General features: G+C 57.9%; 18 protein-coding genes. All 18 read right to left on the bottom strand.

Annotation, left to right across the window (positions count from 1 at the left end; genetic code table 11):
• Positions 1-15: 15 nt before the first annotated feature.
• On the bottom strand, positions 16-678 hold the full coding sequence (locus tag CSQ95_RS27255; RefSeq protein ID WP_099411761.1) for a TraV family lipoprotein: 663 nt from the start codon (positions 676-678) through the stop codon (positions 16-18).
• Between the two features lie 2 nt (positions 679-680).
• Complete coding sequence (locus CSQ95_RS27250; RefSeq protein ID WP_099411760.1) at positions 681-1,457, bottom strand: DsbC family protein; 777 nt, start codon at positions 1,455-1,457, stop codon at positions 681-683.
• Entirely contained in the window at positions 1,441-2,823 is a 1,383-nt protein-coding gene (locus tag CSQ95_RS27245) for a TrbI/VirB10 family protein (RefSeq protein ID WP_143450102.1), read from the bottom strand. Before CSQ95_RS27245 ends, CSQ95_RS27250 begins: the two co-directional genes overlap by 17 nt.
• A 6-nt stretch (positions 2,824-2,829) precedes the next feature.
• Complete coding sequence (locus tag CSQ95_RS27240; RefSeq protein WP_099411758.1) at positions 2,830-3,636, bottom strand: type-F conjugative transfer system secretin TraK; 807 nt, start codon at positions 3,634-3,636, stop codon at positions 2,830-2,832.
• Entirely contained in the window at positions 3,587-4,189 is a 603-nt protein-coding gene (traE, locus tag CSQ95_RS27235) for a type IV conjugative transfer system protein TraE (RefSeq protein WP_099411757.1), read from the bottom strand. The genes CSQ95_RS27240 and traE overlap by 50 nt, the downstream gene beginning before the upstream one ends.
• 16 nt (positions 4,190-4,205) lie before the next feature.
• The gene (gene traL, locus CSQ95_RS27230; RefSeq protein WP_092715502.1) at positions 4,206-4,505 is read right to left on the bottom strand and encodes a type IV conjugative transfer system protein TraL; all 300 of its coding nucleotides are present in this window, start codon (positions 4,503-4,505) and stop codon (positions 4,206-4,208) included.
• Positions 4,506-4,549: 44 nt separating this feature from the next.
• Positions 4,550-4,930 (bottom strand): hypothetical protein, encoded by a 381-nt coding sequence (locus CSQ95_RS30225; RefSeq protein WP_254786452.1) that lies wholly within the window; start codon positions 4,928-4,930, stop codon positions 4,550-4,552.
• A 171-nt stretch (positions 4,931-5,101) separates the two neighbouring features.
• Positions 5,102-5,671 (bottom strand): OmpA family protein, encoded by a 570-nt coding sequence (locus CSQ95_RS27220; protein ID WP_180279184.1) that lies wholly within the window; start codon positions 5,669-5,671, stop codon positions 5,102-5,104.
• 137 nt (positions 5,672-5,808) lie between these two features.
• On the bottom strand, positions 5,809-6,369 hold the full coding sequence (locus CSQ95_RS27215; RefSeq protein ID WP_180279183.1) for a lytic transglycosylase domain-containing protein: 561 nt from the start codon (positions 6,367-6,369) through the stop codon (positions 5,809-5,811).
• A gap of 153 nt (positions 6,370-6,522) precedes the next feature.
• A complete protein-coding gene (locus CSQ95_RS29445; RefSeq protein ID WP_143450100.1) occupies positions 6,523-7,029 on the bottom strand; it encodes a hypothetical protein in 507 nt (168 codons plus the stop codon).
• 155 nt (positions 7,030-7,184) lie between these two features.
• On the bottom strand, positions 7,185-7,799 hold the full coding sequence (locus CSQ95_RS27205) for a DUF4400 domain-containing protein (protein ID WP_099411753.1): 615 nt from the start codon (positions 7,797-7,799) through the stop codon (positions 7,185-7,187).
• A complete protein-coding gene (gene traD / locus CSQ95_RS27200) occupies positions 7,793-9,706 on the bottom strand; it encodes a conjugative transfer system coupling protein TraD (protein ID WP_099411793.1) in 1,914 nt (637 codons plus the stop codon). Before traD ends, CSQ95_RS27205 begins: the two co-directional genes overlap by 7 nt.
• 2 nt (positions 9,707-9,708) lie before the next feature.
• Positions 9,709-11,526 (bottom strand): MobH family relaxase, encoded by a 1,818-nt coding sequence (mobH, locus tag CSQ95_RS27195; RefSeq protein ID WP_099411752.1) that lies wholly within the window; start codon positions 11,524-11,526, stop codon positions 9,709-9,711.
• Between the two features lie 590 nt (positions 11,527-12,116).
• On the bottom strand, positions 12,117-12,269 hold the full coding sequence (locus CSQ95_RS29800; RefSeq protein ID WP_180279182.1) for a hypothetical protein: 153 nt from the start codon (positions 12,267-12,269) through the stop codon (positions 12,117-12,119).
• A 40-nt stretch (positions 12,270-12,309) separates the two neighbouring features.
• A complete protein-coding gene (locus tag CSQ95_RS27190) occupies positions 12,310-12,927 on the bottom strand; it encodes a hypothetical protein (protein ID WP_086144832.1) in 618 nt (205 codons plus the stop codon).
• Positions 12,928-13,305: 378 nt separating this feature from the next.
• A complete protein-coding gene (locus CSQ95_RS27185; protein ID WP_143450099.1) occupies positions 13,306-13,563 on the bottom strand; it encodes a hypothetical protein in 258 nt (85 codons plus the stop codon).
• Between the two features lie 78 nt (positions 13,564-13,641).
• Positions 13,642-13,905 (bottom strand): hypothetical protein, encoded by a 264-nt coding sequence (locus CSQ95_RS27180; RefSeq protein ID WP_099411750.1) that lies wholly within the window; start codon positions 13,903-13,905, stop codon positions 13,642-13,644.
• Positions 13,906-14,015: 110 nt separating this feature from the next.
• On the bottom strand, positions 14,016-14,474 hold the full coding sequence (locus CSQ95_RS27175; protein ID WP_099411749.1) for a hypothetical protein: 459 nt from the start codon (positions 14,472-14,474) through the stop codon (positions 14,016-14,018).
• Positions 14,475-14,630: the final 156 nt, after the last annotated feature.

Below are 14,630 nucleotides of genomic sequence, written 5' to 3'. Positions count from 1 at the left end.
CTGAATGCAATATCGCTATTGGTTTGTTGCCGGCGCTGGAGACGGCGCGCCTTCTGGAACCGGCGTGACGGCCCCGACTGGAGGATCGGCAAGCGCTCCCGCTGGCAGCGAGGTTGGCCGTGTTTCGGCGCCGGAGTTGGCCTGTCCGGAGGGAGACGCCGTACCCGGAGATGACGCCCGCTGAGGTGCGGGCGGTTTCAGGGGCGCATAGGCATCACGGATCTGCCGCTGCGCATGGGCGATCTGCCACCTACCAGGGTCTGTCTGCAGGTAGACAAAGGACTGATCGTGGAGATCATGGTCGCTGTCCTCCCAAGGCTTGATCCAGAGCCGCATGACGCGCGGCGGCGAGCGCAGCGCGGCGGGCTCGAACGCAGGCGATCCCTGCATGGAGCTGCCGCTGGAGGCCGCTTTGGCCATCGTGTACATGCTGCGCGGGGCGGCACGCGGCGTTCCCTTTGTGGGTGCCCCAGTGGCCGTCCCACCGCCGCCCGATGGAAACGAGTTGTAGTAATTGCCGGAGACAGAGTTGCACTGCACGCCTTCCGGCGCCTTGCAAGCATATTCGGACTTGCCGCCCAGGCCTGTCATGTCGCCGCACCCGGCCAGGATCATCAGGCAAACCGCTGTGGCGGACAGGTTTTTGGCACGGAATGAAATCGATGGATTCAGTTTCATGATTACTCCTTGGGGTTCTTGGTGGCCTGGTGGCTGGACGCGGCTTGCGCCAGATGGGCCTCGATCTCGCTGGCACTGATAAAACCGGTTTCCCGTGCGCCATCAGCAAAGAAGAGGGTCGGCGTGCCCTGTACGCCCAATTTGCTGGCCAGGGCCAGGTTGCGGTCGAGCGGATGGGCGCATTGGGCTGGTGCGCCCTGCCCGTCCAGCGTGCCGCTGACGGCGCTGCGCCAGGCAGCCAGGCGGTCGACAGCACACCAGATGCGCAGAGGTAAAACCTGGTCCTGGAACGGCACCATGAAGTTGTAGACGCGCAGGTTGGGGATAATCGCCAGTTCGGGTTCAAGCTGGCGGCAATACGGACAATGGGGGTCAGTGAAGAGATAAAGGACGCGTTCGCCCTTGCCCTGCGTGGAGACGATCGCATCGGCCAACGGCAACTGGCGGACTTCGATAGCCGCTGCCGTCGGCGCTGCCGGGCTGGCGGCGTTGCTCCGCTGCTGCAGTTTCGGTGCGGTCAGGTCGCGCATGGCACGCAAATCGACCAGGCGGCCAAAAATCATGTAGTCAGGGCGGGTATCGGCGACAAAGCCGACGTTCTCTCCCATCCACACCTCGAAGACGCGGGGGATCGGCGTCGCCGTGACAGTATCAAAGGCCGTGCCGGGATAGGATCGCCTCAGCGCGGCGAGCAGTGTGTCCTCGGCCGTACTGGCGTGGGCGACCAATGTAGCGGCGCAGGCGAGTGCGGCGAGGGCCAGTCTAGTCGGTATCATCATTGGGAACCTCCATCGTGCGCTTGGCAAGGCCGAGCTGATCCTGCCGGTCCGCGTCACTGCGTGACATGGGCCGCGCGGGAATACGCACGCCACGGGTCAGCACCACGTCCACTTTGCGGCCCGCATGTACCTCGATGACGGGAAACGTCTGTTCGGCCAGCCGGATGTAATAGTTGGCCAGGTTGTTGAGCGCGCTCCCCATGCCGCTGCCAATGCCACGGCGGAACTGGTCGCCGGTGCCGCCGGTCGTCGTCGACAGGGTGCCAAACGGGGAAGTCGTAAATGAGCTGTTGCCTTGTGCAAAACCCTGGCCGATGCCGCTGACGATCCCGGCGCGCAGTCCATTGGCCAGCAGCTGCCCCTGTTTGGAGACGAGCGTGCCGCGCAGCCCCAGGTTGCCATCCTCCCCAAAGATGTTGCCCTCGATCTTGACCTCGACCACCGAGCGGTCGTAGCGGATGCAGGAGAGCACGTCAGTGCGCAGGTACGCGCGCTCGGAACTGATGTCGCCATAGCCGGAGGCAACCACAAAGCACTCCTTGACGTCCGCGCGGAACTGATTCGGCAGGATGGCAGCGGCTGAAATCTTGATGAGTGCTGGCAGCGGATTGCTTTGTGCTTGGCCACCCGTAGGGGCATCAATCCCGCCGAGCAGTTCTCCCGGCAGGACGCCGACTGGGAGAAAGTCGTCCAGCGTATTTACTGGTTTCACCACATTGGCCCCGGCCTCCTTGGCGGCCCCGGTGTTCCCGCTGGAGTCTGTCGCGGCGCCCAGGGAGACGCGAATCATGGGGGCGGGCGTCTCCGGTGGCTCGTTTGGCCGCAGTACGCCGGTGTTTCCACTGGCTACGTCGGTGGCGGGCGATCCTGGCGGCACGTTGCCACCGAGTGGCGTGCCTGGAGGGTACTGCAACGGAGCCGGCGCCGGTGGCTGGGGAATGGGCGGCGTGATGGGCGCGGGCGGCGCTGGTGGCGGCCCTTGTTCTGCCGTGGCGGCCGTTTTTGCTTCCAGATCGGCCAGGCGCTTGAGCAAGGCTGCTTCGACGACCTTGTGATCGTTGTTGATTTTGTCTTGCGCTTCCTTGTCGCTGTCATATTGCGCCAGCTTCTTGCCGGCGTTGCCGACCCATTGGTCTTCCGGCGAGATCTGGCCCGGCACCATCATGCTGGTGCCATCCACATTGACGGTGGCGCGCTTGTCGGTCGCTTTGGGGAGCTGCTTGGCCGGGCTGCCGGACTCGGAATAGGCCAATACCGCCCACAGGACGCCAATGCAGGCTGTCACGATACTGGCGGCGGCCAGGTACTGCTGCTGCCTGGGCGTCAACCGTGCCGTGCAGGATTTCAATGTTTGCATGATGCGCATGGCGGCTCACTCCCCTGCCCTGATGACATAGACTCGCGTGCTCTCGTTCGGACGCAAGTTGAGGTTGTCGATGGCGACGGCCAGGACATCGCCATCGTCGCGGTCAAATTCCTGTTCTGCGAGCACCAGCGGCGCACCGCTGATATTGCTCAGTGCATAGGTCTCGCCGATGAGGCCACGGCCTTCAAACTGGCGGATGAGCTTCATTTCCGCTTCCGCCCACAGCAGGCGCGCTTCGTCGCGCTCTTCCATCCGGACGTCGTCGGGCACCTGCTCGGAAGCCATGAACAACAGCATCGATTTCAGGGAGCGGATGAATGTGGCGGACCTCCCCGGCGCCGCCCCGCCGGCATTGGCTGCCTTGACCTGGCGTCTGGCCGACTTGTCTGAGATCACGATGGTGTCTGCAGGAACCTCCGCGCGGTTCAGGCGCAAGGTATAGGTGGCCGTGGTGGACGAAATAAACAGGTTGATCGGCTTGGCAGCAGTGCCCACCGGCTGAATATAGATTTCGCCTTTGGCCAGGTCGCAGGCAAGCGACAGCTGGCCGCCGGGATTGACGGTCGTGCCGGCACCTGGCGCCACGGGCAGGCTGGCGTCGGCAGGTTTGGACGCACAGTTGCTGCTTGAATAAATGTTGCCGACGACGTCGATGATCTTGCCGCCCTCGATGCGGATGCGCGTCGGTTCATGTGCGGCGATGACCGCCTCGATGGCGGCGCCGTCCCTGACCTCTCTGATCTGGTCGGCCCAGGCGGGCAGCTCAACGAGCCCCAGCAGCAGCCACGCCAGTGGCAGTATCCGGTTTTCCATCTTTCAACTCCTTAAAATCTTTCAAATGCACGCGCGCGCCACGGAAGACGAAGTCCGCACGGTAGGTCTTGAGGCTGTCAGAGGTATTGGCCCCGTTCACCTGGGTTTTGAGGTAGCCGGTCATCGTCACCGATTGCGTTTCTTCGTCCGGCACCAGCTGCTGCATCTGGAAGTAGGTGCTCGCATTGAGCTTCTTCAGTCTTGCCGCCTCCAGATCCTGGCGCGTCTTGATGCTGCCGGCGTTCTCCGGCAGGCACCAGCTGAGCAGCATGTCCTTCTTCCATTCGATGGACTTCGGCGTGACGTCCAGCATCAGGTAGGCGATATAGCCGGACATCTGCACCAGATAGTCGTTGCTGGCCTTGCCGTCCTCGATCCAGAACGTTTTATTGATAGCCGGCGGCACAATGACAGTGCGTTCCGTGCCCGCGATGCGGACAATGATGGTCAACGCCAGCATCAGGCAAACGGAAAGGATGCCAATGGCCAGGCGCTGGTCAAATACGCGGCGCCGCAGAGCGCCCAGGTCATCCTGATAGGTTTCCAGTTTCACGCTGCTCTCCTAGGTCCTACCCAACCATCTTGCGGATATGCGAAGGCGGGGTCGAGCGCATGGACGTCAACGGGCTGACAGGCAGGTACCAGTACGCCCAGTGCAGTACAAAGGCCGGATGCTTGTCCGCTTTTTTACGGCTGAGCCAGCGCGACACAGCGACGCCGGCGCAGACCGCGAGGAAAAATCCGAGTTTGCTGCTGGCCAGATAGCCGACAAAGATCGAAAGGAGGACGGGAAAGGCGACATCAAAGTCCCATAGGCCAATCTTCCATTGGTCGTCTAGCCGCCGCGGAATATAGGTGTCGGCTTGCATGGCGTCCTCCTTTTCTCTATGTGCGGTGTCTGCGCCAGCCTGGTTCAGATCGTGGCGCCCATGATGGCGCCGCCAATGACCAACCCGACCGAGCCAAAAATCGCCAAGCCGATGAAGAACAGCACCGGACTGAAATTACGCAGGGCGGACAGCGAGATCAGGGCCACCACGAAGCCGATGAAGCCGACCAGTGCTTTAACGCCGGGTGCCAGTGCGGCCAATTGCGTCAGTGCGGACGTCAACGGGCCGGTGATGCCGGTGAACGCGACAAGGTCGATGGCGGTGACGGGGATCGCAGCGAGCAGGCCCAGGGTGATCAGGGTCAGAAGTGCCAGGACCTTGGCCGTAGTGGAGACGCGCAGGCCAAGCGGCCGCTTGCCGTGTTGTTTGAAAGGGAGAACTGTGACGTATTGCAGGGTGTTCATGTGCATTCCAATCGTGATCGTGAAGAAAATTGCCTAAAACTGTCTGTGCGGGCGGCTAGGTGATGCGGCATGGCAGCCTAGGAGGACCACGGACGGGACATTGCCACGCGATCGTGCCCGGTCGGCACGCTCCCCATGCCGAAGTCAGGTTGATCAGGTGAGTTGGGGTTCTCATCTCTGCACCTGCCGAGGTGCGTCGGCGGTGAGGCTGAGCTCTACCCTCCGGTTGTTCTGGCGGCCCGTTTCGGTCGCATTGGCGGCGGCGTAACAGCAGGCGCCGCTGCTTTCCACCTCCAGCTGCACTGCAGGCACGTGCAAATGGCGGCGCAGATAGCGCTCGACCCTGGCTGCGCGCTGGTGGGCGATGGCATCGTTCAGGGCCGGCGTTCCGGTGTTGTCTGTTCTGCCAGCGATACGAATATGGGACGCTGGCTGCACCAGCGTGAGAAATTGCTGCAGAACGTGTTGCGCTGTTCTATCGAGACGGGAAGAGCCCGGCGCAAAGTACACCGCAAGCTCGGTGACATCGGATAAATCATGTTCGTTCGCTGCACCGGTTCCCACGGGTGTCTCAGCCTGTGTTTGCTGGGTGCTGGCTGCCGCGGTCGTGGTGTGCGGCACCTCTTCAATGTGCGCATCCCGTCTTGCCTGCGTCTTGGGTGTGCGCGTAGGACAAGCTGGATCGATACACAGGCCGTAGCGTGCATGTCTGCCGTAGTGAAGCTGGGTGATGTGCTGCATGTGCGACCCAGGCGCGGCTGCGCGGGAAGACAGGCCTGCGGGTTGTGGCTGGGTATGCACATTTTCGCAGGAGGCCATCAGCAAGCTGGCTGCAGCCATTCCTGTGGCGGCTAGTGTGGCCTGAGCAATAGCGCGTCTCATGTCAGCCCCACTGCCACCAGCGCAGGCTGCGTCGGGACAACCGATTCAGCGCGCACATTTTTCTGCGTCCGGTACTTACCCTGTGGCGTAGCGCGGCGCATTGCCGGCGGCTTGGTATTGGTGAGAAAGCCGTATACGCGCCAGGCATAGCGGGTGCGCGTAGCCTGGCATTGGGCCGCATTCAGTTTGGTACACGAGGCGTTGTATGCACCGATCGCCTCCCAGGTATTGCCGTACCTTTGCAGCTTTTCCACGAGAATGCGGGAACCAGCATGAATGTTTTTACAGGGCTCATGCAGTTCTTGCTCGGTCACCCCCAAATTGCGTAGGACCCGTGGATTGGAATTGACGCCCATATAACCGATATCCACGGTACCGGTCTGGCGCAGATGGCGGCGATTGACTGCGTTCGGATCCAGTGACGATTCCGCTTGCGCAATCGCATACAGCAGCGGTGCCGGCACATGGTGGCGCACGGCGGCTTGTTCCCAGCAAGCCCAGGCCGAACCCGGACAAGCAACGAGGATCGCGATGAAGCATGAAAGGTGTCGTTCCATGGCAAGGAGCAGGCATAACCCCGAAAGCGTTGATCCACCCGGCGCGCGCAGGCGCCAGACCATCAAAGGTGTACATCGGGTAAGCCTGGCATCAGCCTGGCAAGGTCACTTCGGGTCGCATATCCGTTTGCGATATGCCTTGCGATCTGCCTCTTATGGCAGGTGCGATACTGCCCGCTCGGCGATATTGCGCCGGGCCTGTTCAAATATTTTCTCTTGCGCCCCCTCTTCCTGCAGGGCCAGGGCGATGCACGCGGTCGTAAACTGTCCCAGGTCGAATCGGGGATGGGGATGCCGGTTCATTTCGGACTTCTGCAGCGTCAGCAACAATACATACTGTGCGCGCCAGATTTCCTCTTGTCGACGCGGCATGCATTGGTCGCGCAACACCAGCCTTGTATGCAAAAACGAAAAAATATGCTTCGCGGGTTCCGGCTGCGCAAACACTCTTGCAATACAAGCACTAATCAGATCGGGATACCGCAATTTTGGCGAACAATTATGCTGATGGTTGAACAGCTGGTCGAGCTGATGAAATTCCTCCATCCAGACCAGCGTACCGATCGTTTCGTCACACCGCGAGGACGAGGCAGCAGAACGATGCGTAGCGGCCTTGTGAGCGGAAGATGAGGACGGCATCGAACGAAATTCAGTATTCATGGCGACTCGAAATCAGAAATGACTGCGTACGACATCATGCTAGCGCATCGCAACACCAATGTTTGTCCAAAAAGTCGCGCTTTTTAAGGACTATTTGGATTAACTCGCGCCCCTGTCGGTGAATAGCGAGAGCTGCGGGGCCGTTACATATCCGCTCACGCATAGTGCATCACTATTTGCCCTGCCAGCCACGCCACCCCACTTAACATCGCGGGCAACAGAAGCGGAGACAGTTGAACAGGCAGCACACACGCTACTGCCAAGAGACAAATCAGCATGATTGCTACTCCCATTGCTGCAACAAACCACTCTGGGTGCGGCCTGGCAAATTCCAGGCGTTTAGTTCGCCGGCGCACCGCCGCATCCACGATGCAGGCCGTCATGAGTACCACAAACGTCGGCCACCACTCCACGATGCCTGCTAGTCTGTACAGCGCCAGCATGGTCAGCGTATCGAGTGATCGAAAATAGCTGCTCTGGAACAGCTGTGAGCGTACCCGCCCAAGGCTATTGGCGACAGGTTGTGCTACCGGATCCACCGGCACGTCGTGGACGTGAATCGATGCCGGTTGAGCGTCCAATGCAGCTTGATACTCAAACAATCGACTCAACACGCTTCCTGCATATGGATTACCCCAGTAATCCGCACTGGCGATATGCTCTGCACGGATCTGGGCGACAAATCGCTGCGGCGGAAAGGCTGACGGCAGGTACAGCACCAGAATCAGGAGCACGCTCAGCGAAACAATGGCCGTCAACCGAATCAGCATGTCTCCCCCTTTTCCTTCTCTTCAAGGCTAGCATCGTCCACGCCAGGGTCGATCAGCGTAAACCGTCCCTTGTAGACGTGGCCGCCGGAAACTGAGGCGAAAAACTGCAAATTGGGCAGTTTACCCAGGATCGATGGCGGCACCAACTCGTTGACTTCCTCGCTCAACTGCGTTGAATCGACCGCCGTATAATCCGTGAAATGGCCATCTCTGGCCGTGTTATGCCCCACTTTCATGTTATGGATAGTGGTCTGCCCCAGTGTTTCATTGATGAACTCCTGAGTGGGCTGATCTTTTGTTCGGAAGGCGATGAGGTTATTCAAGTTCCCCAATGCCATGCGTGCCGCCTCCTGGCTGCCAAGGCGTTTTGCCAGGTCAGCAATCGTCTGCATCGCGGCCGTGGTATACAACCCTCCCTCTGCCCCCTTGTTCAGTATCTCGATCAACGGCTGATTGATCACGTTCGACAGCTCATCCACAAACAGGGAAATGCGCCGCTCTCCTCCCAGGTTGTAGCGAATTCCTGAGCGGGCCGCCAGGTCGGCGAGCGCCATGGCGCCGATGGCCGTTGCAACGGAAGGATCTGGCAACGAGTCCAGACATAGCAGCAGGACGTGTCCGGCGCGCTCGATCTTTTCCAGATTCATGATCGGACGCTGATCGTCCGCATCAAAAGGATCCGGAGACAAGCTTTTCCCGAGATCGCCGGATGTCAGCATGGACAAGATCGGTAAGAGATTGGCGGTTATTTTTTGATAATGTTCGCGGTTATGCTGAAATACCCGGACTTGCGAACTGACCACCGGATCACGCCGAGCCTCATGCACGTGGTGATCGTAGTACGTCACATACGCCAACAGTTCATGACTCGCGGCCGGCGTCGGCGATTTGATCTGCCCTCGCCGTGCTTTATCCAGCAAGCGCACCATCTCAGGTGTGCTACGCCACTGCATGCCTAGGAGCTCTTCATAGAAACGCTCGAGCGCTTGTTCCAGGATGGGTTCGACGCCTCCTTCAATATATTGCTTCAGCTTTGCCAAATTCGGGCGCCTCTCCAGTTGCACCATCCCTTGCACGACCACATTCACCGCATCCCAACCAAATGCGCTGAACGTTCCGGCTGTGTCCGGCGGCATGATTGACTGAATACGGGAAGCGACTTCGGTAGGTTTTTGCCAATTGAACGTGAAGTCGAGACGAACACCCGTTTCCGGAAAGGCCGGATGAAACCAAAGAAATCTGTCTGGCTCGCGATACAGTTGACAGGCCTTCATGACCAGTCGCTTGAGACGGCGTGAATTTTTCGGATCAATAATAATGACGACGTCGCCACGTCGGATGGCTTGAAAAATCAACCAGCCGAGGCATACCCCTTTGCCCGACTGAGTGGTTCCGACCACCAAGGTTCCACCTTCAAAGTTCTGCAAGGGCCGCATCAACAAGCGCTCTTCCGCCTCGACACCATGAATCCAGGGTAGGCCAATCTCTGCGTCGGATTGTGGATTGGGCTGATATCCCAGAGCCCGTATGAGCCAGGGAGAAATAGTCATTGCGCGGTAATCGATCTTGATCAGCTCGTAGAGGCGCTGAGAGTGTAGCGGCAGCCAGATAAAGCCCAGGCCAAATACGACCTGTTCAGGATCGCCTGTCCATTTGGCGAGCCGGGAAATTGGAACCATTTCCATGGCGCGGCCAGACAACGCCGCACGAATACGCACAACACGCAGGGCTTGCTGGCAGCGAATCAAGGCAATGAGAATTGAAACAACAATGAGCGGAACGCCCGCACGCGGTGGTAAATGCTCAGGTATTAGACAGTAAAAAATGGCGGCGGCAAGAATCCATGCCAGGGCGGCGGCCCCCTCAACGGGACTACGCCATGGCATTTCATACTGTCGCAGCAACATGATCAACCTGCGTTCGAATTGATTGAGGTCTCCCCTGCTCCATCCAAGCCCTCGATGAATTGGCGAGCGATAACCATTCCTACCAGTTGCTTGCCATGCAGCTTGTGATACTCAACAGGCTCGGTTCCTGCTGGCCCTGTGACCAGCATGTTGGCATCGGCAAGGGCGCGTAGCGCCATCTTCCCATCCGCCTGTCGCGCCGCGAAGACATCCAAGGGGACAAACAGGCCTGACGCCATGGGATAGCATGCCGGAGGCAAGCTCGTATCATTGAGAGTCTGCACGATCGCTTGCAGTATCTTGGCAACACCTGGATTCAATCGAATCGGTGCGCGTAACGAGTAGTGCCCGATTGCCGACTGAATTGGTTCAGTATGTTTGACCTTCTTTGCCTTTCCTTGGCGGCCATCTGTACGTGGTTCGATACCGGCACTCCCCGCAACTGCAGGGATGGGTGGGATGGTTGGCAGCGACAACTGACGATCACTAGCATCCGGAGGGGTCTCTGGCGCAGGGCATTCTTCCTGAGCCTGGGGTGGTGTCGCGCTCGCCTGCCGCAGCTTGGTATCACTCTCCGTGGTTCGCTCCTCCTCATGCGATCCATTGAGAGCAATGTTCATGTCCAGCGCCACTGGTGACGGGTGTAAGACAGCAAGGACACAACCTGGCGTCACTAACTTCAACGCCTCCAAGGGTTCGGGGGCACCTGGTGGCCGGATAGACCAAACACTCTCGTCCGAACTCATTGGCAGGATGATCCCGGTATCGCTCAGAATTTCCATCGCGTCTGCTGGTGAGGCCGGCAAGCCATACAATCCCTCGTCTTGCAGCAAGGTGAGTACGTCGCTGATACCGTTTGGCCACACCAAAAACAAACCATCCCGCCCGAGCCACATGCGGGACCGATCCGCATTGGGCACCCATCCCTGATGAGATTGCACCAACTCGCGCATCGCGTTCAGGAGAAACCTCGCAAGGTAGGCTCTCGCCCGCGCTCTACCTGCCGGCGCATCTGCGTCGCGCAAGTCGCGGTGTATCACCAAAGTCGATGCTCGATTGACGAGATGGTCAATGACGTTATGATCGTGATACCTCACCTCACCACTGATCGCCGCAAGCATGTGGGCGACGATCGTCGAGCCGTCGTGTGTCAGGTAGGCCAACGCGTCGATAGGCAGGATCATCGGCAACGCAAACAGCGATAGGGAGCGGCACGCCTGCCTGGCCTCACTCCACCTGACGAACAGACGGCCAACCTCGTGTTTGTGGATCCAGTCTTCGAGGGGTGTCAGGTATGGTTGCCACACGGTTCCGTGCGCGTCACTCACGACAACAGTGTCCAATGCGCGGTAGAGGTATGCGCATAGGCCTGCGGCGAAGGTGCCGAAGCGCCAGCGTGGCTCCAACTGTCGCCGAGTAGAAATCGTCGCTCTGCCAGCAAAAATCTGCGAATCGGTCGCTTGTAATGCAAAGAACGCCGTCTCCAGTCCCAGGCGTGCTAAACCTCCTGGGCGAGCAAAAAAACTGTCCTGCGTCGCAGGCAATACGTTCACGTACGCGATGTACTTCCTGATGAGTGGAAGCATTTCCTTGGCAAAGGCATTCGCATCGCCGCCATAAGCCAATTTAATGCGCCCCAGGATATCCCGATTGTCGTCCAAGATCGCATCGACACTACGGGGACGCATCCCGCCGTCACGCGTTTGAGCGGGTTGGGGCAGTAAACGTTGCGGACAGATGGGCGCGGCCTGCCGGCCGCGATCACATTGGCGATCGTGGCCAAGCCAACCCAGGTACTTGAGGATATTCACACCGGCCATAAGGATCACTCACTTGGCTAGGTGAACATTATGGCTATGCAGATCGACTTACATCCAGGTGAAAGCCCGCCCTCCACTGCGATCATTCATCGACACACGGCTCGATCACCGATAAACAGGCGCCCTTCTTTGACAATGCTAGATGTATAAGAAGGTGAGCCGCGACAATGGACCCGAGCATATCGGTTGGCACTACCGTAGCCAAAGCGCCAACCTTGCTGAAAGCACGTTCGTAATCATGTCACTGACTGCCGTGTACGTCCGCTTTCGCCCCACAGCAGACGCTCGTTGACGTTGTCCCGAGCTATCGCCAAGGGTTCAATAGTTGAACTGACTTCGCGTCGACATCGACCTTGCAATACCAATCTGGCCATCCATTGCGCTGATGCCCTGGCTCAAAGGATACGACTGGACAGTTGCCATGTACCGCGTGTGTTGCGAAGGTATAGAAGGCACTGAACTCTGGCGGCAAGACTGAAAAGGCTGGCTCGCCGTCAGGACTGAAAACGCGCAGAAGAGCACCATCGTCGTCAAACTCTGCAGCGAAGTTATTTCTCAAAACGGTACGCATTTTCCGTCGCTTTCTGGGATTAGCTGAACACTTCAGAGGTCCGCTTCTGGCCGGTATCGGCCGCATGAATCTCCGCCGTTTCCTCGGCCGTGGGTGAAAAGCTCCACATGTTTCCCATTGCTTCGCGATTGATGTCGTCGGCATCAATTAACACCTCATCGTCTTGCGCCATTTCCAGTCATGCATTGACTGTCCTGCAATTCATCATGTCGTCATGCATCCCATGTTTTAAAAGCCGTCCATACCGAGCGCCATGCGCCATGCGGAAGTTTGGCCTGCATGGAAAGTGACAGTCCGCCGTCACCCATACGATCGCCTGGCTTCCATTGTTTATTCTTCAGACTAAGTGCCCGTGCTCTTCCCATGTCGACAGTTTTCATGTCTTTGATGTCATAGCCGACTTCCAATACGGGATGCAGCACTTCTCCATTAGCTGTCAAATATAAAGTATCGACATGGACCTTGGGTTTGTCAAAACGTTCGTAAAGCCTTGTTGCAGCGGATTTGAAACCCTGGCCAATGGCGATGCTGATGGTCGTTGGGCCATTGCACCCCAGAAGCGAGGCAAGCGCCCAATAATCATGATCAGCCGTGACAAGCCTGGCCAAACAGCGTTCTATCCATGCCGATTCATCAGTTCTGAATTCTTTCCAGTATGGAGAAAACGAATTTTGCAGGTAGCCAACTTCGTGCAGCGCACCGACCAGGTTAATCTGCTTGTCCACGCAGCCAATATCTTGCAACAGATGGGCTGCGGCTGCGGCGACCGCATACTCGCCTTTGGCCATGGCCTTGTCTTCGAGTTTTTTCAGTTTGGTGTTAATACTCATTCTTTTCCTGGTGCGAACGATACCGCGTTCGTTATGGTTACTGGTGGCTCCTGGAAGCGGGAGCCGCGGCATGGCTCGCGTTGACGCAAGCTTGATCGCGCGCCCCTATAAACAGGCGGGGCGCCAACGCTCCATGCCGTCCTCTTCATCGAGAATGCTTAAAGTATTATCCAAAGTCTCCATCATTCCTTTTCTGTATCCTAGAAATATCAAAACCGATGTTGCGAAGGGCTGTTTCTAGCCGTTTTGCGCCCAAGAGCATAACAAGTTGCCAATCGGAAAAACTCACACATTGTCACATGCTGGTGCGAAGGCCCGCTATGGGGGGAGCTGCTCTTCGTTAAACGTCCGCCTCTGGCCGGCAGCAGGCGGTGTAGGTCAGGCTTCCAGAGGCTTGCCGTCGATGAGTACGCGAAATCGTTCACCTGAAAACCCCGCCCGGTGGCTACCGTAAATGGCCTTTCCGATAGACTCATACCATTTGGAATCGGTGGCCTCGACTGAAACGGTCATGTCCGAGTTTTCGGCGCCGATTTTCTCAAGAGCTTCCGCGACCTCACTTGTTGAGCGTAGTTTGACACCATTCAAGTCTACGCCGTCATTGTCGGAAATTCGCAATACAACTAGATTTTCCAAATCGATGCTCCAAAAATAAAGGAGGTGATGCTTCAGTTCTTACATTGGCGAACGGCGGCAGATGGCCGAACTCGGCCGTTATTCCTCACATTCGTCGAGCAAAAGCAAACGCTGCACTTCTTCATCGCTCGGCTGCCAGTCAGCACCACGTTCCTCGTAAATCTTTACAAGCCCCAGTAGAGTCAATGGGTCATCAGCGACAAAAATACACGTGTCATCTTCCGCTTGATATTGTTGTTCAGCCGTCTTGTCTCGAGTTACCGCATAGCCAAGTTTGTGCAAGACGCCCAACGCAGGAGCAAGCGTGTTTCCAGCGGCTGCAATTCGAATTTTATGTTGCATTTCAACGATTCCATCATCAGTACAGATGCATTTCGTGCCAAGGGCCGTCCGCTCTTGGCCGGTTGCCGTCGTTGGCGGATTATGTCCTAAAACAGACGTCTCAGCACTCCTCAGGAACGCGCGGTCGCCAACGGCTTTGCGTCTGGGTATCGTATCAAGAACGAATGGATGGCTTGTTCAGGCAGGTTGATCAGAATCGTTCCACTGCTGTCCCAACACGCGATCTCGAACAACGCACCCTCTAGTTGCGGTTTCGGTTCCGTACCATCCCAATACTGCGGATTGTCCTCGACGTATGGCGCGGGAGCAGGTATCGGACGAAGCCCCTTAGGTACCGCGCTGAATACTGCCCAGATAAACTGGACCTCATAGGCATGCAGGAAGGCTTCAAGCTCGTCGCCAGTGAACCATTGATCATCCGGCGAGAAACCTGGTGGTCTCCAGTTCGTTTCGATGTCGCTGACGTACCAGTCATAGTCTTGCGGCGCAATGTTCGCGGCCTCGAACACGTCGCGCATGTTCGTGTACCAGCGAACTTGACTCGTTTTTTCAAGGATGATGTTCTTCATGTGGCTCTTAATCCTCACACGTTGAAAGACCGTATATGGACTCCTCCTCGTTTGCAAACATTCCGTCTTTGACTTTCAGGTACGACTGCTCACGTATATTCGGTCTCTAACTGCATTGCCCGCTTTCGGGCAAGAACCATAATGGGCTATTCGCGC

This window comes from Janthinobacterium sp. BJB304 (genome assembly GCF_002735765.1).
In the GTDB taxonomy this organism is placed as follows: domain Bacteria; phylum Pseudomonadota; class Gammaproteobacteria; order Burkholderiales; family Burkholderiaceae_D; genus Janthinobacterium.
The sequence above is the reverse complement of the archived record's forward strand: the minus strand, read 5'-3'. Positions and strand labels throughout refer to the sequence as shown.

What these genes read in the sequence shown, in the direction of transcription:
- CSQ95_RS27255 (WP_099411761.1), bottom strand. Translation starts at nt 678, where the DNA reads ATGAAACTGAATCCATCGATTTCATTCCGTGCCAAAAACCTGTCCGCC.
- CSQ95_RS27250 (WP_099411760.1), bottom strand. Translation starts at nt 1,457, where the DNA reads ATGATGATACCGACTAGACTGGCCCTCGCCGCACTCGCCTGCGCCGCT.
- CSQ95_RS27245 (WP_143450102.1), bottom strand. Translation starts at nt 2,823, where the DNA reads ATGCGCATCATGCAAACATTGAAATCCTGCACGGCACGGTTGACGCCC.
- CSQ95_RS27240 (WP_099411758.1), bottom strand. Translation starts at nt 3,636, where the DNA reads ATGGAAAACCGGATACTGCCACTGGCGTGGCTGCTGCTGGGGCTCGTT.
- traL (WP_092715502.1), bottom strand. Translation starts at nt 4,505, where the DNA reads ATGCAAGCCGACACCTATATTCCGCGGCGGCTAGACGACCAATGGAAG.
- CSQ95_RS30225 (WP_254786452.1), bottom strand. Translation starts at nt 4,930, where the DNA reads ATGAACACCCTGCAATACGTCACAGTTCTCCCTTTCAAACAACACGGC.
- CSQ95_RS27220 (WP_180279184.1), bottom strand. Translation starts at nt 5,671, where the DNA reads ATGCAGCACATCACCCAGCTTCACTACGGCAGACATGCACGCTACGGC.
- CSQ95_RS27215 (WP_180279183.1), bottom strand. Translation starts at nt 6,369, where the DNA reads ATGGAACGACACCTTTCATGCTTCATCGCGATCCTCGTTGCTTGTCCG.
- CSQ95_RS29445 (WP_143450100.1), bottom strand. Translation starts at nt 7,029, where the DNA reads ATGAATACTGAATTTCGTTCGATGCCGTCCTCATCTTCCGCTCACAAG.
- CSQ95_RS27205 (WP_099411753.1), bottom strand. Translation starts at nt 7,799, where the DNA reads ATGCTGATTCGGTTGACGGCCATTGTTTCGCTGAGCGTGCTCCTGATT.
- traD (WP_099411793.1), bottom strand. Translation starts at nt 9,706, where the DNA reads ATGTTGCTGCGACAGTATGAAATGCCATGGCGTAGTCCCGTTGAGGGG.
- mobH (WP_099411752.1), bottom strand. Translation starts at nt 11,526, where the DNA reads ATGGCCGGTGTGAATATCCTCAAGTACCTGGGTTGGCTTGGCCACGAT.
- CSQ95_RS29800 (WP_180279182.1), bottom strand. Translation starts at nt 12,269, where the DNA reads ATGGCGCAAGACGATGAGGTGTTAATTGATGCCGACGACATCAATCGC.
- CSQ95_RS27190 (WP_086144832.1), bottom strand. Translation starts at nt 12,927, where the DNA reads ATGAGTATTAACACCAAACTGAAAAAACTCGAAGACAAGGCCATGGCC.
- CSQ95_RS27180 (WP_099411750.1), bottom strand. Translation starts at nt 13,905, where the DNA reads ATGCAACATAAAATTCGAATTGCAGCCGCTGGAAACACGCTTGCTCCT.
- CSQ95_RS27175 (WP_099411749.1), bottom strand. Translation starts at nt 14,474, where the DNA reads ATGAAGAACATCATCCTTGAAAAAACGAGTCAAGTTCGCTGGTACACG.